This is a genomic window from Loigolactobacillus backii (genome assembly GCF_001663675.1).
Lineage (GTDB): Bacteria > Bacillota > Bacilli > Lactobacillales > Lactobacillaceae > Loigolactobacillus > Loigolactobacillus backii.
The window spans coordinates 1,935,589-1,956,466 of the sequence record NZ_CP014873.1; the positions used below are offsets into that span (position 1 = coordinate 1,935,589).

At 41.2% G+C, this 20,878-nt stretch carries 14 protein-coding genes; 13 read left to right on the forward strand and 1 reads right to left on the reverse strand.

The annotated features are described in order from the left end of the window. Position 1 precedes the first annotated feature (1 nt). The 7 genes from glyS (at position 2) to clpB (ending at position 11,776) form a co-directional block, all read left to right on the forward strand. Positions 2-2,083, forward strand: a complete 2,082-nt coding sequence (gene glyS / locus AYR53_RS08785) for a glycine--tRNA ligase subunit beta (RefSeq protein WP_068280755.1) — start codon at positions 2-4, stop codon at positions 2,081-2,083. Positions 2,084-2,322: 239 nt separating this feature from the next. Beyond that, positions 2,323-4,176 carry a DNA primase gene (gene dnaG / locus AYR53_RS08790; protein WP_068280751.1) on the forward strand — a complete coding sequence of 618 codons (1,854 nt, stop codon included), beginning with the start codon at positions 2,323-2,325 and terminating at the stop codon, positions 4,174-4,176. A 12-nt stretch (positions 4,177-4,188) separates the two neighbouring features. Beyond that, on the forward strand, positions 4,189-5,304 hold the full coding sequence (gene rpoD / locus AYR53_RS08795) for an RNA polymerase sigma factor RpoD (RefSeq protein WP_068280748.1): 1,116 nt from the start codon (positions 4,189-4,191) through the stop codon (positions 5,302-5,304). Positions 5,305-5,646: 342 nt separating this feature from the next. Then, positions 5,647-6,345: a tRNA (adenine(22)-N(1))-methyltransferase gene (locus tag AYR53_RS08800; RefSeq protein ID WP_068280746.1), complete on the forward strand. Its 699-nt coding sequence runs from the start codon at positions 5,647-5,649 to the stop codon at positions 6,343-6,345. Beyond that, on the forward strand, positions 6,342-7,469 hold the full coding sequence (locus AYR53_RS08805; protein ID WP_068280745.1) for a Nif3-like dinuclear metal center hexameric protein: 1,128 nt from the start codon (positions 6,342-6,344) through the stop codon (positions 7,467-7,469). The genes AYR53_RS08800 and AYR53_RS08805 overlap by 4 nt, the downstream gene beginning before the upstream one ends. 299 nt (positions 7,470-7,768) lie before the next feature. Then, positions 7,769-9,004: a peptidase T gene (pepT, locus tag AYR53_RS08810; RefSeq protein WP_068280739.1), complete on the forward strand. Its 1,236-nt coding sequence runs from the start codon at positions 7,769-7,771 to the stop codon at positions 9,002-9,004. Positions 9,005-9,163: 159 nt separating this feature from the next. After that, entirely contained in the window at positions 9,164-11,776 is a 2,613-nt protein-coding gene (gene clpB, locus AYR53_RS08815; protein ID WP_068280738.1) for an ATP-dependent chaperone ClpB, read from the forward strand. A 61-nt stretch (positions 11,777-11,837) separates the two neighbouring features. Here clpB and AYR53_RS08820 read toward each other — a convergent pair whose 3' ends face one another. Beyond that, positions 11,838-12,041, reverse strand: a complete 204-nt coding sequence (locus AYR53_RS08820) for a YjzD family protein (RefSeq protein WP_068280737.1) — start codon at positions 12,039-12,041, stop codon at positions 11,838-11,840. A gap of 110 nt (positions 12,042-12,151) precedes the next feature. On the opposite strand from AYR53_RS08820, the gene dnaE reads away from it, so the two are divergent. The 6 genes from dnaE (at position 12,152) to fur (ending at position 20,853) form a co-directional block, all read left to right on the forward strand. Further along, complete coding sequence (gene dnaE / locus AYR53_RS08825) at positions 12,152-15,499, forward strand: DNA polymerase III subunit alpha (protein ID WP_068280736.1); 3,348 nt, start codon at positions 12,152-12,154, stop codon at positions 15,497-15,499. Between the two features lie 129 nt (positions 15,500-15,628). Beyond that, positions 15,629-16,588, forward strand: coding sequence for a 6-phosphofructokinase (pfkA, locus tag AYR53_RS08830; protein WP_068280734.1), 960 nt, complete (start codon positions 15,629-15,631; stop codon positions 16,586-16,588). A gap of 201 nt (positions 16,589-16,789) precedes the next feature. After that, positions 16,790-18,550: a pyruvate kinase gene (gene pyk / locus AYR53_RS08835; protein ID WP_068280731.1), complete on the forward strand. Its 1,761-nt coding sequence runs from the start codon at positions 16,790-16,792 to the stop codon at positions 18,548-18,550. A 263-nt stretch (positions 18,551-18,813) separates the two neighbouring features. Beyond that, positions 18,814-19,278 (forward strand): DUF441 domain-containing protein, encoded by a 465-nt coding sequence (locus tag AYR53_RS08840; protein WP_068224441.1) that lies wholly within the window; start codon positions 18,814-18,816, stop codon positions 19,276-19,278. An 11-nt stretch (positions 19,279-19,289) separates the two neighbouring features. Then, entirely contained in the window at positions 19,290-20,180 is an 891-nt protein-coding gene (locus AYR53_RS08845) for a CvfB family protein (protein WP_068224437.1), read from the forward strand. A gap of 199 nt (positions 20,181-20,379) precedes the next feature. After that, on the forward strand, positions 20,380-20,853 hold the full coding sequence (gene fur, locus AYR53_RS08850; RefSeq protein WP_068280727.1) for a ferric iron uptake transcriptional regulator: 474 nt from the start codon (positions 20,380-20,382) through the stop codon (positions 20,851-20,853). The last annotated feature ends 25 nt before the right edge of the window (positions 20,854-20,878 follow it).

The following is a 20,878-nucleotide window of genomic DNA, read 5'->3' on the forward strand; positions in this document are numbered from 1 at the left end:
AATGACACATACATTTTTAATGGAAATTGGGTTGGAAGAAATGCCAGCACATGTTGTTACGCCTAGTCGGCAACAATTGGTTAAGCGAACGCAAGAATTTTTACAACAAAATCGTTTGAGTTACGGCAAGGTCTCTTCATTTTCTACTCCGCGACGTTTGACGGTAATGGTGGAAGAACTCGCCGCTAAGCAGACTGATGTTAAAAGGGAAGTCCGCGGACCGGCTAAGAAAATTGCTCAGGATGCGGATGGTAATTGGACTAAAGCAGCTCAAGGTTTCGTTCGGGGTCAAAAAATGACGACGGATGATATTATTTTTAAAGAACAAAAGGGCGAAGAGTACGTTTTTTTGGATAAATTTATTCCCGGAGAACCTGCTAAAGAAGTTCTAACGGGTATGAAAGACGTTATCACAGCCATGACTTTCTCAACCAATATGCATTGGGGCGATCATGATTTTGAATATATTCGGCCAATTCACTGGATTGTTGCACTATTAGATCAAGTTATTGTCCCATTCCAGGTTTTAGATATTAAATCTGGTCGGAAAACGCAGGGCCACCGTTTCTTAGGTAAGGCGATTGAATTGCACCAGGCAAGTGATTACTTGACGGTTTTAGAAGGCCAATTTGTTATTGCTGATCCAGCCAAACGACAAGCAATGATTGAGGCGCAAATTCAAAAATTAGTTAAGGCCAATAAATGGACGGTTGAACTTGATCCTGACTTACTAGAAGAAGTGGTTAATTTAGTTGAATATCCAACCGCGTTTAGTGGCACTTTTGCGGCTAAATATTTGAATATGCCAGATGAAGTTTTGATTACATCCATGAAAGATCACCAACGTTATTTCTACGTTCGTGATCAGGCGGGTAAGTTATTGCCAAACTTTATTTCTGTTCGGAATGGGAATGCCGAACACCTAGATAATGTGATTAGTGGGAATGAGAAAGTTTTAGCGGCTCGTTTGGAAGATGCTGAATTTTTCTACACTGAAGATCAAAAACAAACAATCGCGGATTATGTTGCGCGTTTGAAATCAGTTTCTTTCCACGACAAGATTGGAACGATGTACGAAAAAATGCAGCGCGTTCAATTAATTGCCCAGGCCTTAGGTGAGAAAGTTGGTTTAACTGCGGATGAGCTAACTGATTTGCAGCGTGCTAGTGAGATTTATAAATTTGATTTAGTTACCGGAATGGTTGGCGAATTTCCTGAGTTGCAAGGTGTGATGGGCGAGAAATACGCCTTATTGCAAGGTGAACGGCCTGCCGTTGCTCAAGCAATTCGTGAACATTATTTACCAATCTCTGCTGATGGAGTCTTACCCGAAAGCAAGGTAGGAGCCGTCTTAGCACTGGCCGATAAATTTGATAGTATTTCTAGCTTCTTCGCGGTTGGCATGATTCCAAATGGTTCCAATGATCCTTACGCTTTAAGACGACAAGCATTTGGTATTGTGCGGATTCTTCATGATCGACAGTGGCATTTGAGTGTGACTAATTTCGAACAACAAATGGCGCAGTTACTGGAGAAACATCAAGTGACCTTTAATCTAGATTACGGTAAAAATATTCAACCGATTAAGCAATTTATGGATGATCGGATGCGACAGTGGTTCGGTAATCATCAAGTTAATTATGACATTGTTGATGCAGTACTGGGTGGTCACAATAATGATTTGATGGCGATGTTTGATGCCGCGCAGGTACTTGGTGAACAACGCCAGGACACGAACTTTAAAGAATCGATTGAAGCGTTGACCCGTGTGTTACGCTTGGCAGATAAGGCCAATTTCGGTGATCAAGAGACCTTGAGCGTTGATCCAGCACTTTTTGAAAATGACGCTGAAAAGAATTTGTATGAAGCCGTTAAAAAGGTTCAAGAAGCGACACCAAAACATTCGGTTGCCGAGAATTTTGTTGCACTTCGTGATCTGCGCCCACTAATTGAGGCCTATTTTGAGGCAACAATGGTAATGGTCGATGACGAAAAAATTCGCAAAAATCGACTGACGCAATTAGCCATCTTAGCGCGTTTAATTTTTACAGTTGCTAATCTAAATGAATTAATTGTTAAATAGGTCGTTAAGTTGAATTTGTAAACGAGGCCCCTTAGCAAGTACCATTGGGTAGCTAGCAGCGTGGTCTTGATAATGTGTTAGTTATTAATCGAAATTTTATGGAGCAAATTAGTTGTTGCTAGTGACCGGTTGTGCTATCATAAATAATGTATTTTTGCGCTTGATAATCCAGTAGAAGTCGCACTTTTTCCAGAAGAGTGCGACTTTTAAAGCTTTTAAAGTGTTTGTGAGGTGAGGGTTTGGCCGGTAGAATTCCAGAAGAAGTGGTTGAAGAAGTTCGTACTTCCGTTAATATTACCGATATTGTCGGGCAGTATGTCCAATTAAAAAAGTCTGGGAAAAACTTATTTGGTCTTTGCCCATTTCACGAAGAGCGGACACCATCTTTTTCAGTAACGGAAGATAAGCAAATATTTCATTGCTTTAGTTGTGGTCGTGGTGGTAACGTTTTTAAGTTCATTATGGAGATTGAGAATTTAGATTTTCCCGCTGCAGTAACTAAGGTTGCTGAACTGGGGAACGTCTCAGTTGATTTAAGTACCTATCAAGCAAAGCCGCAGCGACCAGTTGATCCTAAACGGGAAAAGTTGTTTGCACTGTACAGTGACGCAACGGTGTTATACCACCACATTTTGGTGAATACAGACACTGGTGAGGCGGCATTAGCGTACGCAACACAGCGTAATTTAAATACAACGTTGTTAGATACTTTCCAAATTGGATTTGCTCCGCAGCAACGCGATTTACTAATAACCTTCTTTAAAGAAAAACAAACCGATTTTCAATTATTACGGCAATCAGGGCTTTTTATCGAAAATGATGATGGAACCCTACGTGATCGTTTTGTTGGTCGGTTGATGTTTCCAATTCGTGATGAGCAAGGGCGAGTCATTGCCTTCTCAGGTCGAATTTTACAAGTGGCTGAGAATCAGCCAAAGTATTTAAATAGTCCCGAAACTGATTTATTTAATAAGCGCGATGTTTTGTTCAATTTTGACTTGGCTAAAAGTGAGATTCGAAAGGCTAAGCGGGTTATTTTATTTGAAGGTTTTATGGACGTTATTGCCGCTTTTCAGGCTGGAGTTAAAAATGGTGTCGCTTCAATGGGAACAAGTTTAACCAATGAACAGCTTTATCACTTGCGCCGGGCAACCGATCAATTGGTTGTGTGCTACGATGGTGATGCACCAGGCATGAAGGCAACTAACCGAGTTATTGAGTTATTAAAAGACGATCAACGATTTAATTTGAGTATTGTGACGTTACCCGAGCAGCTTGATCCTGACGAGTACGTTAAAAAATATGGTAGTGAGCAGTTTCAAAATGAAGTCACTAATTCTTTAGAAACGGCGCCGGCTTTTCGATTGCATTTTTTAAAGCAAAATCGGAATTTAGATAATGAACAAGATAAGATTGCTTACATTAATGATGCATTACAAGAGTTGGTTTTGGTCCCTTCAGCAGTTGAACGGGATGTTTACTTGAATCAACTTAGTGAAGAGCTACACGTTTCTTACACGGCGTTAGTTCAGCAGCTACAGCAGTTATTAAAAAAAACCACGGCTGAGCATGATCGTGTACGGGCACAGCAACAACCAAAAAAAGAAGTGGTGCCCGTTTACCAGCAACAGGTGCATAAGTTAGATCGTGTTGAGTTGGCCGAACGTGAATTATTAAGGCTGTACTTCCATGATCCAACTGTGCGAATGCGACTGCGTAACCGAACAAATTTTAGTTTTATTCACGATAATTATCAGTTATTGTACACTTTTGGTGAAGGTTATTTTGAAAAACATGATTCATTTTTAATTGCAGAATTTATGGATTATTTGCCCAGCTCGGATGATCGTTTGCAACGATTAGTTAGCGCGGTTGAGCAAATGGCCGTACCACCAACTACTAGCGATGAGCAAGTAACGGACTATCTAATTGCGATGCGCCGTTCAGTTTTTGAAAAACAATTGCAAAAAGCGCAGAATGATTTGCGTGATGCGGCGCGAACTGGTGACGACAAACAGGCGGTACAATTATTACAACGGATTATTGATTTAAAGCGTCAGATACAAGAGGTAGCAACACAACAAATGATATAGGAGGCCGATCGAATGGCAAATAAAACTGTAAAAAGTGACGATAAAAAGTATACGGCCGCAGTTAAAGCAATAATTAAAGAATTTAAGCCTAAAAAACAGGTTACTGAGGATGCTTTAACCGACAAGATCGTAACACCTTTTCACCTTGATGCTGATGCGATTGATAAGCTTTTTCTGAAAATAGAAGACCAAGGTATTAGCGTTGTCGATGAAAAAGGTGAGCCTTCCGTACGAAGTTTGAAGAAAGAAAAAAACGTTAAGAAAAAAGACCTACAAAATATGTCTGCACCGGCCGGTGTTAAAATTAATGACCCAGTTCGGATGTATTTAAAGGAAATTGGTCGTGTATCATTGCTAACGGCCGATGAAGAAGTTGCCTTGGCACTTAAAATCGAACAAGGTGATGAAGAGGCCAAACAGCGGCTTGCCGAGGCCAATTTAAGGTTGGTTGTTTCAATTGCTAAACGTTATGTTGGGCGTGGTATGCAATTTCTTGATTTAATTCAAGAAGGTAATATGGGCCTAATGAAAGCAGTTGAAAAGTTTGATTACCGTAAGGGCTTTAAGTTTTCCACCTACGCCACCTGGTGGATTCGGCAGGCAATTACCCGTGCGATCGCTGATCAGGCACGGACAATCCGGATTCCAGTGCATATGGTTGAAACGATTAATAAGTTAATTCGAATTCAACGACAACTTTTGCAGGACTTAGGTCGCGAACCCACACCAGAAGAAATTGGTGCTGAGATGGATATGCCAACGGAGAAGGTTAGAGAAATCTTAAAGATCGCCCAAGAACCAGTTTCGTTGGAAACACCAATTGGTGAAGAGGATGATTCCCATTTAGGTGATTTCATTGAAGATCAAGACGCCACTAGTCCGGCCGATCACGCTGCTTATGAATTATTAAAAGAGCAATTAGAGAGCGTTTTGGACACCTTGACTGACCGTGAAGAGAATGTGTTGCGTTTACGGTTTGGACTTGATGATGGTCGAACCCGGACGCTTGAAGAGGTTGGTAAGGTCTTCGGCGTTACGCGGGAACGAATTCGGCAGATTGAAGCAAAGGCGTTACGAAAATTACGTCACCCAAGTCGTTCAAAACAGCTAAAAGATTTTTTGGAATAACTTTAATTTAAAGCGTGATTCAAAAAAGGCACGTTTGAAAAGACGTCAGGTGCGAACACGTTTAGACTAATTTTATAGCGGCTGTTGTAACAATAATTTCCGGATAGTCTTTAGTAATAAATAATAGGACCAAGACAAAATTCATTTTTGTCTTGGTCCTATTTGTGTCGCAAACATGTCACACTAAATTGGTCAAGTAAATGATAAGTACTAGTAAAAGTATTTTCCTGACTACTATAGTGTAAACGTGGTCGGAAAAGCAGATTCAATTAATTTTCGTTTACAAGTGCTTATTGCTTGGTACAATGAATTTAGAAACTTTTAAAGGTGAGGATGAAAAACGTGAATAAAGTACATTTAAGCAAGCGACTAACAGCAGTTGCCGATTTTGTACCAGAAAATGGGCGGGTAGCCGATATTGGTTCGGATCACGCTTTGGTGCCGCTTAGTTTAGTTGCTAGTGGGAAGATCACTTTTGCGATTGCCGGGGAGGTTATTGCGGGTCCATTTCATCGTGCCCAAAATGCGATTGCGGCGGCAGGTTTAACACTTAACATTCAGACACGCTTAGCAGATGGACTGGCCGCCATTCAAACGACGGATCAAATTGATACCGTTGTGATCGCTGGAATGGGCGGTCAACTGATTAGTGATATTTTAACTCGCGGTGAAAAAGCATTAAAAACGGTTAAAACGCTAATTTTAGAGGCCAACATTCAGGAAGCTTTGGTTCGCGAATGGTTAATGCAGCATAATTACCAAATTGTTGCGGAGACAATTTTGGCCGAAGACAATCATATTTATGAAGTTATTAAGGCAACTAAGGTTACCGTTGCACCAAACTATACGCAACAACAACTGATTTTTGGACCGTTATTAATGCAACAACAAGCGGCCGTTTTTAAACAAAAATGGCAACACCGTGCTTTAACGAATCAACGAATTATTGCCAATTTAAAAGCGAATGCACATTCTGACAAATCAGCGAAACTGCGATCATTAGAACTTGAGAACCAACAGATTAAGGAGGTTTTAGCATGAGTCTTTTAGTTCAAGATTTTATTAATCGATTTGAGCGTTTTGCACCGCAATACTTGGCGGAACCTGGTGATCCAACTGGTATGCAGCTTGGATCAACGAAGCAGCCGATTCATCGAGTAATGGTTACTTTAGATGTTCGACCAGAAGTGGTTCAAGAAGCAATTGAACGACGAGTTGATTTTATTTTTGCACATCATCCAGTTATCTTTCACCCGGTCCAAAATTTAATTACCGATAATCCCCAAAATGCGATGTACGCCGAATTATTGGCGCACCATATTGCGGTGTACGCGGCACATACCAACCTTGATTCTGCTAATGGTGGGATGAACGATTGGTTGGCCGAACGATTACAATTACAGCAAGTTAGCTTGTTACAGCCTAGTTATCAACGGAAAATGAAAAAACTAGCAGTTTTTGTCCCACAAAAACAAGCAACTATATTGCGCCAAGCCTTGGTTCAGGCCGGAGCCGGTCAAATTGGTAATTATCACGGGGCCAGTTATAGCTTGGCCGGTACAGGTCGGTTTACGCCTGAACAGGGCGCCCAACCGGCAATTGGTCATGTTGGTCAAGAAGAGACAGTTGCTGAGGAAAAAATCGAGGTTATTTTTCCAGAGACGTTAACCCAGCAGGTATTGGCAGCAATGTACCGGGTGCATCCCTATGAGGAACCGGCGTATGATTTATATACGTTGGATAATCCAGGTGAGCAGTTTGGTATTGGTCGAATTGGCGAATTGGCGCAACCAATGACGGTACAGGCCTATGCTCAACAGGTTCGGCAAGCATTTGACCTAACTGGCCTACGTTTAGTCACACCTGATCCTGCTAAACTAATTAAGCGGGTGGCAGTTATTGGTGGTGACGGTGGCAAATTTTATCCGGCCGTTTTAAAACAGCAGGCGGATGTCTTCGTCACAGGGGACGTTTATTACCACACGGCCCATGATATGTTGGCTGCCGGTTTATCCGTCATTGATCCAGGGCATCATATTGAAAGTATCGTGAAGGAAAAGGCAGTTCCACTATTCCAAGGTTGGGCCAAGGAAGAAAAGTGGGCCGACGTTAGTTTCTTTGCTTCTAAGTTGAATACTGATCCGTTTAGATTTATTTCTATGTAAATTTAGGGAACGGCGCCTAGGTTCTGCTCCGCAATTGAGGATTATTACTGGTTGCACTAACGATGTCGATTGGACTAGTAGGCTAAAGCCCGGTAAGTTCATGTCGCATGTGTTCCATACGCTACGCCAGCGCCGGAATGGAACCTAACTAAATTTATTCACGTGTCATTCAGTGGTCCAGCGGCATAAGTATTATTTTTAATAGCGATATAATTTAATTTAACTATGAGCGCTACACGCCACTAGACTAAATTTGAGTGGAAAAATGGTTTTAAATCGAAATAAAGGGGACCTTTAAAATGGCAATTTATGAAGACTTAGTACCACGTTTTTTACGTTACGTTAAAAGCAACACCCGTTCGGATCCGGATTCCAATACAATTCCGTCAACGCCTAGGCTGACGGCTTTTGCGAAAAAATTAGCCGAAGAAATGCGAGTAATTGGCTTAAAGAATGTTCATTATTTAGACAAGAATGGTTACGTTGTTGGGACCTTACCAAGTAATCAAGAAAAAAAGGTACCAGTGATTGGTTTTATGGGGCATATGGATACCGCGGAGTTTAATTCAGAAAATATTAATCCCCAGCTTGTGTCTAATTATGACGGTCAATCGACAATTAAACTTGATCAGGCTGGTAAGTTCACTTTGAATTTGACTGATTTTCCATTTTTGGCCAATTATAAAGGTCACGATTTGATTACAACCGATGGCTCAACTTTATTAGGTGGTGATGACAAGGCTGGGGTTGCTGAGATTATGACAGCAATGGCTTATTTAGTTAAGTACCCAGAAATTAAACACGGTGAAATTCGGGTTGGTTTTAGTCCCGACGAAGAAATTGGCACTGGGGCAGATCATTTTGACGTTGCTGATTTTAATGCCACCTTTGCCTACACTGTTGATGGCGGATCTGAAGGCCAGCTGGAATACGAAACGTTTAATGCCGCGGAGATGAAAGTTCATATTCAGGGTAAAAATGTTCATACAGCCACTGCCAATGGTGTTATGGTTAATGCTTTACAACTAGCCACTGATTTTCAAAATGGCCTTCCCCAAAAAGAAGTGCCTGAAAAAACCAGTGGGACGGCGGGCTTTTTTCATTTGTATCAATTAAAAGGAACTGTCGAAGAGGCCGACATGACTTACATTATTCGTGATTTTGAGCGTTCTGGTTTGCAGGCGCGTAAGGAAGTGGCACACAAAGTTGCTGCAACAATTAATGCACGTTTTCCTGAGGAGCGGATTAGCTTAACTATTTTTGATCAATACTATAATATGCGTGAAGTCCTAGAAAAAGATATGCGCAGTGTTGAGTTGGCCAAAAAGGCAATGGAAGAAGTTGGTGTGAAACCATTGATTGACCCTGTCCGTGGTGGTACCGATGGTTCGAAGATTTCCTTCATGGGTTTACCAACCCCTAATTTATTTGCCGGTCCAGAAAATATGCACGGTCGCTATGAGTTTGTTTCTGAACAGGTAATGGCAAGGGCCACGGATGTTATTTTGCAAATCATTAAATTAAATAGCCAGTAGCCGAATGGCACCAGGCAAATTAGTTGTCACGAATGTATGTTCGCGTTAAACTGTAGTTGTTGAGAAAAGTAGTTTTAATCGGCAGGAAATCTCTGCCGATTTTTTGACACTAAATTTTAAAATTTAACTTTGAAAATATTTAGTTTAGGAGTTGATCAAATGAATCCAGAAAAAATGACCCAAGCAGTTCAAGATGCAATTGCGGAAGCACAAAAAATTACGGTAACCCGGCACCAACAGGAAATTGATATTCCCCAGCTTTTTAAGTTTTTAATACAACCACAACAGTTAGGCCGAAAAATTTACGAAAAGGCTGGTCTTGAAATACCAACTTTAGAGGCTGAAATCGATCGTTTGTTAGACGCGATTCCAACTGTTGAAGGTAATGTGGCCTATGGGCAGAACATGAGCCAAAATCTCTATCGATTGCTACAGGCTGCGGATAAGATCAGCCAAGATTTTGGGGACGAATACGTGGCAACCGAAAGCATTCTTTTGGCGCTGATGACTTTGAAGGATCATTCACTGACTCAATATTTAATTAAATCAGGTTTAACGACTACTAAATTAAAGGCGGTAATTACTGAGATGCGCGGTGGTGATCGAGTGACTTCGAAAAATCAGGAAGAACAATATCAGGCTTTAGAAAAATACGGAACTGATTTAGTGAAGGCAGTTCGGACTGGTGATCAAGATCCGATTATTGGTCGTGATGAAGAAATTCGTGATGTTATTCGGATTTTGTCGCGGAAAACAAAAAACAATCCCGTTTTAATTGGTGAACCTGGTGTTGGGAAAACGGCAATTGTTGAAGGTTTGGCTCAACGGATTGTTAATAAAGACGTTCCAGATAATTTGAAGGATAAAACTATTTTTAGTCTGGATATGGGATCGTTGATTGCTGGTGCAAAGTACCGGGGGGAATTTGAAGAACGGTTGAAAGGTGTTTTGAAGGCCGTTCGTAAAAGTGAAGGTCAAATTATTTTATTCATTGACGAAATTCATAACATCGTGGGCGCTGGTAAGACTGAAGGCAGTATGGATGCTGGTAACTTGCTAAAGCCAATGTTGGCCCGGGGGGAATTACACTTGATCGGGGCAACGACGCTAGATGAATACCGGCAGTATATGGAAAAAGATAAAGCACTAGAACGGCGTTTCCAACGGATTGTCATACAGGAACCAACAGTTCAGGATACAATTAGTATTTTACGTGGTTTAAAGGAGCGGTTTGAGATTTATCATGGCGTTCGTATTCACGATAACGCTTTGGTTGCCGCAGCAACACTTTCTGATCGCTACATTACGGATCGATTTTTACCCGATAAAGCGATTGATTTGGTTGATGAAGCTAGCGCCAATATTAACGTGGAAATGAATTCAATGCCGACTGAGCTCGATCAGGTCACGCGGCGTTTAATGCAGATGGAGATTGAAGAGGCAGCTCTAAAAAAAGAAACGGATTCAGTTTCGAAAAAGCGGTTGGCCGAATTACAATCAGAGCTAAGTAATTTGCGTGAAGAAGCCAATAGCATGAAAATGCGGTGGGAATCAGAAAAAGAGGATATTTCTAAAGTTAACAAAAAGAAATCTGAAATTGATCAGGCTAAGCGCCAGTTAAAAGATGCGCAGTCTAGTTATGATTTAGAGACGGCGGCGCGCCTGCAACACGGCACAATTCCTGAGCTGGAAAAAGAGTTGGCCACAATGGAAAAGCAGGATCGGCCTGAAAATTGGATGGTTCAAGAATCCGTTACGGAAAACGAAATTGCGGACGTTGTCAGCCGGGAAACTGGCATTCCAGTGGCTAAATTAGTTCAGGGCGAACGAACTAAATTACTGAAGCTTGGTGAAAGCTTGCATAAGCGTGTGGTTGGCCAAAATGAGGCCGTTGACGCTGTCACTGATGCCGTATTGCGGTCTCGTGCTGGATTGCAGGATCCTAATCGGCCACTAGGTTCTTTCTTATTCCTAGGCCCAACTGGTGTTGGTAAAACAGAATTGGCCAAGGCCCTTGCCGAGAATTTATTTGACTCGGAGGATCATATGGTACGAATCGATATGAGCGAGTATATGGAAAAGGAATCGGTTTCACGGTTAGTTGGCGCCGCACCAGGCTATGTTGGGTATGAAGAAGGCGGTCAATTAACCGAGGCCGTTCGGCGGAATCCGTATTCAATTGTCCTATTAGACGAAGTCGAAAAAGCCCATCCAGATGTTTTTAATATTTTATTACAAGTATTGGATGATGGTCGCTTAACGGATGGCCAAGGCCGAACGGTTGATTTTAAAAATACAATTATTATTATGACGTCTAATCTAGGATCCGAAATTTTACTAAATGGTGTAAATGAGCAAGGTGAAATCACTAAATCCAGTCAAGAACAAGTTCGGCAACTTATTCAAACCCACTTTAAGCCTGAATTTTTAAACCGAATTGACGACATTATTATGTTCACACCGTTAAGCCTTAACGATATTCAGGCGATTGTGGTTAAATTACTGGCACAGCTTTCGCAACGTGTGGCTGATCAGGAAATTAACCTAATCATCACGGATAGTGCTAAAAAATGGCTTGCGCAACAGGGATATGACCCAGCTTTTGGTGCCCGACCACTGCGACGCTTTATTACGCGTGAGGTGGAAACACCGCTGGCTAAGGAAATTATTTCCGGTCGGGTAGCGCCGCACACAACTGTCAAAATTAATTTACTCGATAATCATTTAGTCTTTGAAAATCAAGTTGCGGATAAAACGGTGAGCACGAAATAAAGGTGACTAATCAGTTAATATTTAGCAAATTTTTAAAAAGGTCAACAAAAAAAGACTGGTTTTAACCAGTCTTTTTTTGTTGATTACTATGATTTGTTTGTTTATCAGACATTAATCCAGGTAAGAACATGAGGATAATTGCAAAGATAATCGAGACAACTGCCAATGAGCCAACGCTATAAGGCCGACTGGTGACCGCTGAGCCAATGTAACCAATTAATTGTCCTAAAATTAGCGCCCAAATCAGTACAATAATCTGTTTCATAGCGCACCTTCTTTCGATACAGATGTATTTTAGCATACTCTTTTTGAAAGCAAAAGAACTATTTGTGTCACTAGAGTTTGTTATAATCAATTATGAAGGGATGTGGCAAGTTGGCTTTTGTACAATTACAAGTGATGAGTTCGTATAGTTTACTGGAAAGTCCCACGACAATCAAAGGGCTCGTGGCGGCTGCGAAAGAACGTGGTTATTCAGCACTGGCGCTAACTGACCAGCAAGTACTTTATGCAAGTGTTGATTTCTATAAAGCTTGTATTGCGGCCAAGATCAAACCAATTCTAGGTTTGAAGTTGTTAGTTAGTGGGTTGTTAGATTCTGAAAATCAATACCCATTAGTGATCTTGGCCAAAGATAAAGTCGGCTACCAGCATTTGTTAAAACTATCAACGGCCGTTATGACGACCGAAAAGCCACTAACATTGGCGGATATTGGCCATTTGTTAAGCCATGTTTTTGTAATTACACCTGCCTATACCAGTGAATTGGCCACGTTGGCGGCACATGATTTAGAGCAGGCCCAAACGTATTTAACTAAACTTGCAAAAATAACGTCCGATCTGCGAATTGGCATTAGTTTACAAAAACAAGGAATTGCGCTAAAGGAGCCTTTAAAACAATTAAGTGATACCACACAGATTCCGTTAGTTGCCTTAGAGGATGTGCGCTATCTAGAACCGGATGATGCCTTTAGTACAACAATTTTGCGCTCAATTAAGGCGGGAACAACTCTGAATGCTGAGCAACAGGTGACTGCGGCCCAAGATGGTGAAAATTTTTTGGCACCAGCAACGCAAGTCTTTGAACGTTACCAGGCCAACAACTTGGCGCCAGCAGCTTTAGAAACGGAGAAGATTGCTCAGGCCTGTCAGGTCAAGCTCACTTTTCATGAGCCATTGTTGCCTAAATATCCAGTACCTACTCATGAAACAGCCGCCGACTACTTGCGGCAAATGGCAACGACTGGTTTAAAAGGACGTTTTGCTGATAAAGTTATTCCACCAGCTTACCAAACCAGGTTGGATCATGAGTTAAAAGTAATTAACGAAATGGGATTTAACGATTATTTCTTGATTATTTGGGATGTTATGCACTATGCCCACCAGGTAAATATTATGACTGGGCCTGGGCGAGGCTCGGCCGCTGGAGCATTAGTTTCCTACGCGCTGGCTATTACGGAAGTTGATCCATTAAAATATAATTTACTGTTTGAACGCTTCTTGAATCAAGAGCGGCATAACATGCCGGATATTGATTTGGATATTCCGGATAACCGCCGGGAGGATCTTTTGCAGTACGTCCATCAGAAATACGGTCACACCCACATGGCCCAGATCATCACTTTTGGCACACTTGCGGCCAAACAGGCATTGCGCGATGTTGGTCGTGTTCTTGGGTTAACGCAGTTTGAAATGGCCGATTGGTCAAAGGCCGTTCCAAACATTTTACACATTAATCTAACGGATGCCTACAAGCAATCGTTGCGGTTACGCAATTTAGTTAGCGATAGCAAACGAAATCAATTAGTATACAAAACGGCGCTCCGGTTAGAGGGATTGCCCCGGCATTATTCCACACATGCGGCAGGAATTGTGCTGGCTGACCAAGATTTAACCGATTATTTACCCTTACAAACGGGTAGTGAAGGTATTTTACTAACGCAATTGCCAATGGGGAACGTTGAAGAACTTGGTTTATTGAAAATGGATTTTCTAGGTCTGCGAAATCTCAGTATTTTGGCGAATACCTTGCAATTAGTGAAGCAGCAAACGGGTGAAAGTTTACCAATCAATCAAATCCCACTAAATGATCCGGAGACTTTAAACCTTTTTCAAGCGGGGGATACAAATGGTGTCTTTCAATTTGAATCAAGTGGCATCAAGAATGTCCTCCGGGAATTAAAACCAACTAGCTTTGAAGATATTGTTGCGGTTAACGCCTTGTATCGTCCCGGGCCAATGGAAAACATTGCAACTTTTATAAAGCGAAAGCACGCCAACACTAAGCCAGAGTTTCCAAATGAAACGATTGCCGGTATTTTAGGACCTACGTACGGCATTTTAGTTTATCAGGAACAAGTCATGCAGGTTGCGGCGGCGATGGGTGGTTTTAGTTTAGGCGAGGCTGATATTTTACGCCGGGCAATGAGCAAGAAGAAAAAGGCCGTTATTGACGAAAAGAAAGCCGAATTTATTAGTGGGGCCCTTAAAAAGGGTTACCAGAAACAAGCAGCGGCTCAAATGTATGAGTACATTGAACGTTTTGCTAATTATGGATTTAATCGTTCCCATGCGGTTGCTTACAGTATGATAGCTTTTCAACTGGCCTATTTAAAGACTCATTATCCAGCCGCCTTTTTCGCCGCTTTATTAAATTCAGCAATTAATAACCCAACTAAAACTAAAAGTTACTTGCAAGAGGCCAAACTGCGTAGAATTAAAATTTTGCCGCCCGACATTAACCAAAGTCAGCTCTATTATCGCCTCAAGCAGCAGGCAATCTTGTTCGGTTTACTTTGTATAAAGGGTTTAAGGCGGGAATTTGTATTGCAAATTTTAGCAAACCGAAAAAAACAAGGCCAGTTTAAATCGTTACAAGATTTCTTACAACGCATTGATGCCAAGTGGTTAAAAATGGATTATTTGGCACCGTTAGTCTATACCGAGGCCTTTACGCAATTTAATGCCAATCGGGCGGAATTAATGCAGGCGCTACCGGAATTAATTGAGGCGCTAAATTTAAGTGGTGCAAACGTTTCATTATTTGAAACGCTGGCGCCTAAGAAAAAAGCAGTACCAGATTTGAGCTTGGCCGAGAAACTTGAGGTTGAAGATCGTTATTTAGGGGCGTATTTATCTGGTCATCCAGTGGAGAAATACACTAACCTGTTAACCAAGCAGCCAATTGACCAAGTTAGCGCTTTAGTTGTCGGGAAGCGGAGTAGCGTGTTACTCTTTGTTAAGAAAATAAAGGTAATTCGGACCAAACGCGGAGAACAGATGGCTTTTCTCAGTACAAGTGATGCTACCGCTGATTTGGACGTCACTGTGTTTCCCCGAGTTTACCGGCAAATCAGTCAATGGTTGGCCAACGATCAAGTGTTATTGGTCCAGGGGAAGGTAGCAAATGATCGCGGTGAGCTTCAATTATTGGCTGAACAGATTCAATTGGCCGATAATTTGCTTCCAAAGAAAACGACGCAAACGCTTTTTTTGCGAGTAACTGAGCAAGCGGCGGCCAAATTGGAGTTACCACAAAGATTAAAAAAATCTAATGGACCAATTCCAGTTGTTCTGTTTGATCCCACCACTAAAAATAAAATATTATTGCACCGCGATTATTGGGTGACGCTTACAACTGCACTAACTCAAGATTTGCAAAAATTGCTTGGTAAAGCCAACGTTGCAGTGACAAATCAAGAGCTTTCTCATAATAAAAGTTAAATTGGATTTCTTGTGAAAAAAAGCGAGAATAAGCAGACATGTTTTCAGAAAAGTGTTAGAATATTGTTTGGGTTTGAGTGCAGAAGAGCTGCGCTTTAACAAATTATTAAAAATGCCTGAGGTGAAGAAATGAAACGCATTGGGATTTTGACAAGTGGTGGCGATGCGCCGGGTATGAACGCGGCAATTCGTGCAGTCACTCGAAAAGCTATCCATGAAGGACTAGAAGTATACGGAATTAACTACGGTTACGCTGGACTTGTTGCGGGTGATATCTTTAAGATGGACGAAGCAACTGTTGGTGATATCATTCAACGTGGTGGGACATTCTTGTATTCTGCTAGATACCCTGAATTTGCTCAAGAAGAAGGGCAATTGAAGGGGATTGAACAATTAAACAAGTTTGGAATTGAAGCATTAGTTGTTATTGGTGGTGATGGTTCTTATCATGGTGCTTTACGTTTGACTGAGCACGGTTATAATGCCATCGGTTTACCAGGAACAATTGATAATGATATTCCTTACACTGATTTCACAATTGGTTTTGACACGTCAGTTAATACCGTTTTGGAATCAATTGACCGCATTCGTGATACTGCAACCAGTCATGAACGAACTTTTGTTATTGAAGTTATGGGTCGTGGCGCTGGTGATATCGCACTTTGGTCTGGTGTTGCTGGTGGTGCTGAAGCAATTATCATTCCTGAAAAGGAATTCGATATGAAGCAAGTTGCCAACAAGATTCGTGCCGGCCGTAATCGTGGTAAGAAGCACACCTTGATTGTTTTAGCTGAAGGTGTAATGCACGCTGATGAATTTGCTGAAGAACTTGGTAAATTCGGTGACTTCCACACACGGGTTACGGTTTTAGGACACGTTCAACGTGGTGGTTCACCAACTGCCCGTGATCGTGTTATGGCTTCACAAATGGGCTCTTACGCTGTTGAATTATTAATGCAAGGTAAGGGCGGTTTGGCCATTGGTATTGAAAATAACAAGGTCGTTTCACACGATATCTTAGACTTATTTGATGCCAAACACCATTCAGAGATATCTTTGTATGATTTAAACAATGATATTTCTTATTAGTTTTTAAAGAGTATTTTGAAAATTATTTTCGGCGACTATTTTGTAGCAAAAGTGGGTTAAACGTCAGAATCTTGTGTTTGGCAATTTAGGCCAATGCTCAGAATTTAAGCGCCTTTTGAGATGCTCTTAGTTCTACTATTAATTCTGTTAAAACTGGCGTAAAGCCATTTTATAAAAAATGTAAAGGGAGAGATTCTACCTATGAAGAAAACCAAGATCGTAAGTACACTTGGTCCTGCTAGTAACGATGAAGCAACAATTCAAAAACTAATTGAATCTGGTGCTAATGTATTCCGTTTCAACTTCTCACATGGTGATCATGAAGAACATGCTGCACGTATGCAAATGGCCTTAGATGCCGAAAAGGCTACGGGCAAAATGGTTGCTTTCATGCTTGATACTAAGGGTGCGGAAATTCGTACCACAGTTGAAAAAGAAGGCAAAATCGAATTTAAGACTGGCGATGTAGCCCGTATCTCAATGGATGATTCACTTGAAGGCACCCACGAAAAGATTGCCGTTACTTACCCTGGCCTTTTTGATGACGTTCATATTGGCGGCCATGTACTGTTCGATGATGGCTTAATCGATATGAAGATTACCGAAAAAGATGACGCACATAAAGAACTGATTACAGAAGTTCAAAATGATGGTCTCTTAGGCTCCCGTAAAGGTGTTAACGCTCCTGGCGTTGCCATCCATTTACCAGGTATTACTGAAAAAGATGCTAGTGATATTCGTTTTGGTTTAGACCATGATATTGACTACATTGCTGCTAGTTTCGTTCGTAAGGCACAAGATGTTCTTGATATTCGCGAATTATTAGAAGAAAAGCACATGGAACACGTTCAAATCTTCCCTAAGATCGAATCTCAAGAAGGTATCGATAATATGGATGAAATTTTGAAGGTTTCTGATGGCTTGATGGTTGCTCGTGGTGATATGGGTGTTGAAATTCCTGTTGAAAACGTTCCGATTATTCAAAAACGTTTGATCAAGAAGTGCAATGCTATTGGTAAACCAGTTATCACTGCAACGCAGATGTTAGATTCAATGCAAGAAAACCCTCGTCCTACTCGTGCTGAAGCTACTGACGTTGCCAATGCCATCTTTGATGGTACTGACGCAACAATGCTTTCAGGCGAAAGCGCTAATGGTAAGTACCCAGTAGAATCTGTTGCTACAATGGCACGGATCGCTGAACGTGCTGAAAAAGCCATGGTCGATGCTGATTCATTTGCTTTGAAGGAATTCGGTAAGACTGATGTTACTGAAGCCATTGGTCAATCTGTTGCTCATACTGCACGGAACCTTGGTATCCGTACAATTGTTGCGGCTACAGAATCAGGCTTCACAGCTCGTATGATTTCTAAGTACCGGCCAAAATCTGATATCTTAGCAATCACATTTGACGAACGTACTCGTCGTGGCTTAGCAATCAACTGGGGCGTTTTTCCAATTGTTGCTGAAAAACCAGCATCAACTGATGATATGTTCACGTTAGCTTCTCAAAAAGCCCAAGACCTTGGTTTTGCTAAGGAAGGCGATTTGATCTTAATCACTGCTGGTGTACCAGTTGGTGAACGTGGCACAACAAATGTCATGAAGATTCAGTTAATTGGTTCTAAACTTGTTGAAGGCCAAGGTGTTGGCGACCAAACTGTTATTGGTAAGGCTGTTATCGCATCTAACGCTCAAGAAGCTAACCAAAAAGCTGTTGAAGGCGGCGTCCTCATCGTTAAGACAACAGATAAAGATTACTTACCAGCAATCGAAAAATCTAGTGCCTTAGTTGTTGAAGCAGGCGGCTTAACAAGTCATGCTGCAGTTGTTGGTATCGCAATGGGAATTCCTGTTGTTGTTGGTGCCAAGGACGCAACTAGTCTTGTATCTGATGATGAAGTTATTACGGTTGATTCTCGTCGTGGGATTGTTTATCGCGGTGCTTCAAACGCAATGTAATCAATTAGTTACTCTAAAATCCACCATGCGTTTGCATGATGGGTTTTTTTAGTGTTTACTATAAGAAGTGTTGCCAGTATTACAAAAAGGCAGTAACCCCTAGTTGCCAATAATGTTGCTGGGCTGAATGGCAATGGATTATTTGGTGAATAAAAAGTCTCTTTTTAGGCCCATTAATACTGGGTAAAGTAGGAAATACTGTTAAAAAAGGTTAGAATTATTCTGTAAGAAGTAGAATTCAACTAAATATAAAGGAGAATCCAATGGAAAGCTGGTTATTTTTAGGCGTTATTTTATTAATTGCCTATTTGGCAAAAAACCAATCATTATTAATTGCGTCGGCAATTGTCTTGGTAATTAAATTAATACCGCACACGCAAAAACTATTAACAACGATTCAAGCAAAAGGAATTAATTGGGGTGTTACAATTATTTCGGTGGCCATTTTAGTTCCCATTGCTACTGGTCAAATTGGTTATAAGGATCTAATTAATGCGTTTAAATCGCCAGTTGGATATGTTGCCGTGTTCTGTGGTGTTTTAGTGGCCATATTGTCAGGTAAGGGTGTCGGACTATTGGCCCAAAGTCCTGAAATTACGGTTGCCCTTGTTTTTGGTACAATTATGGGAGTTGTTTTTTTTCGAGGTATTGCTGCTGGACCAGTTATTGCCTCCGGAATGACGTACGTTATTCTGCAATTGTTACATGTTAGTCCAATTTTAAAGTGAGGTGTTTTTGAATGGAAACAACAGATTATATGGGCCAAATTATTTCGGTTACGGTAACCGATGAAAATGAACAGGATTATTTTGCACAAAAAGACGGTGTCACTTTTCGAATTGAAAAAAGTGAATTTGATAAACCCCACCAAGTTACGGATGCCATTACGGGGTTTGCCTACGAAAATGAAGAACATGAACTACAGTTAACCACTAAATTGCCAATGGTTAAAATCGGACACTACGCTTGGGCGACAGTTGTTGCCTCAAGACGTGATCTGGGTGTCTTTGTTGATATTGGTTTACCAAATAAGGATATTGTCGTTTCTAGCGATTTATTACCAACGATTCACCATTTATGGCCAGCAAAGGGTGATCAACTCTTGGTCAGTCTTATTGTGGATAAGAAGGGCCGGCTTTGGGGGCAATTAGCCGATGAAGATATTTTTCAAGAAATGGCTAAGAAAGCAACGCAGCAACAAAATAATTCTGATGTGCAAGGGATCATTTATCGTTTGAAAATTGTGGGTAGTTTCTTACTGACAGATGAGAAATACATTGGTTTTATTCACCCTAGTGAACGTGATGCTGAGCCACGGATTGGTCAAAAACTAAAGGCAAGAGTAATTGGTGTTCGACCAGATGGCGTTTTAAATCTTTCTTTGCGCCCGCGTGCTTACGAGGCTATTAGTGATGATTCGGCGATGATTTTGGCTGTACTCAAACATCAGCCAGGTAACGTTATGGCCTATACGGATAAGAGTGATCCGGAAGCAATTCGTGAATTCTTTGGTATTAGTAAGGGGCAGTTTAAGCGTGCACTGGGCCATTTAATGAAGCTACATTTAGTGGAACAGGCTGACGGTAAAACCCATCTTTTAGGCGATCCTGATCAACCGGATCATGCTTAAAGCTTTTACGTTCACGAAGTAATAGTTGGCTGGTTAGTGTCAGTGGCATTAAATTGGCTATGTTGTAAAATTTGATTTATTCCAATCTGTTCGGCATCGTTGTGTATTAGAATCTGGGCAACTTTTAGACTAATTGCAATTGGCCCTAAATTATTATAGAATTTAGTCATTGGTACGCAATCGGATGAGGGGCGTTTAGATGGTTGATGATAAATACGTCAAAAAAATCAAACAGCAGCTACATGCGGCGGGATTTAAATTAACCCCACAGCGTGAAGCAACAGTTGTCTCATTGCTTGCGAATGAGGCAGGTCATTTGAGTGCTGAAGAAATTTATTTACGAGTTAAGCAAACAACTCCTGATATTGGCCTAGCAACCGTTTATCGAACGTTGGATATTTTAAGTGAACTACGAATTGTTAATAAAGTAAGTTTTACGGATGGTTTAGTTCGTTATGATTTGCGGCGTGAAGGTGCCCAGCAGCATTTTCATCATCACTTATTATGTGTCCAGTGTGGCAAGATTGAAGAAATTCATGAGGACTTATTAGCCGATGTTGAGCAGGTTGTCGCTTCACGGTATCATTTTCAAGTTACGGACCATAAGCTTACTTTTCAGGGTCTGTGTGCGGACTGTCAACGTAAAAATAAGAACCAGATGGCGAAGGATTAAATTGGTTGAGTGGAATAAATTAGTT

Coding starts and splice junctions, on each gene's coding strand:
- glyS (WP_068280755.1), top strand. CDS start 2: ATGACACATACATTTTTAATGGAAATTGGGTTGGAAGAAATGCCAGCA.
- pepT (WP_068280739.1), top strand. CDS start 7,769: ATGGCAATTTATGAAGACTTAGTACCACGTTTTTTACGTTACGTTAAA.
- pfkA (WP_068280734.1), top strand. CDS start 15,629: ATGAAACGCATTGGGATTTTGACAAGTGGTGGCGATGCGCCGGGTATG.
- AYR53_RS08820 (WP_068280737.1), bottom strand. CDS start 12,041: ATGAAACAGATTATTGTACTGATTTGGGCGCTAATTTTAGGACAATTA.
- AYR53_RS08840 (WP_068224441.1), top strand. CDS start 18,814: ATGGAAAGCTGGTTATTTTTAGGCGTTATTTTATTAATTGCCTATTTG.
- clpB (WP_068280738.1), top strand. CDS start 9,164: ATGAATCCAGAAAAAATGACCCAAGCAGTTCAAGATGCAATTGCGGAA.
- rpoD (WP_068280748.1), top strand. CDS start 4,189: ATGGCAAATAAAACTGTAAAAAGTGACGATAAAAAGTATACGGCCGCA.
- pyk (WP_068280731.1), top strand. CDS start 16,790: ATGAAGAAAACCAAGATCGTAAGTACACTTGGTCCTGCTAGTAACGAT.
- fur (WP_068280727.1), top strand. CDS start 20,380: ATGGTTGATGATAAATACGTCAAAAAAATCAAACAGCAGCTACATGCG.
- AYR53_RS08805 (WP_068280745.1), top strand. CDS start 6,342: ATGAGTCTTTTAGTTCAAGATTTTATTAATCGATTTGAGCGTTTTGCA.
- AYR53_RS08845 (WP_068224437.1), top strand. CDS start 19,290: ATGGAAACAACAGATTATATGGGCCAAATTATTTCGGTTACGGTAACC.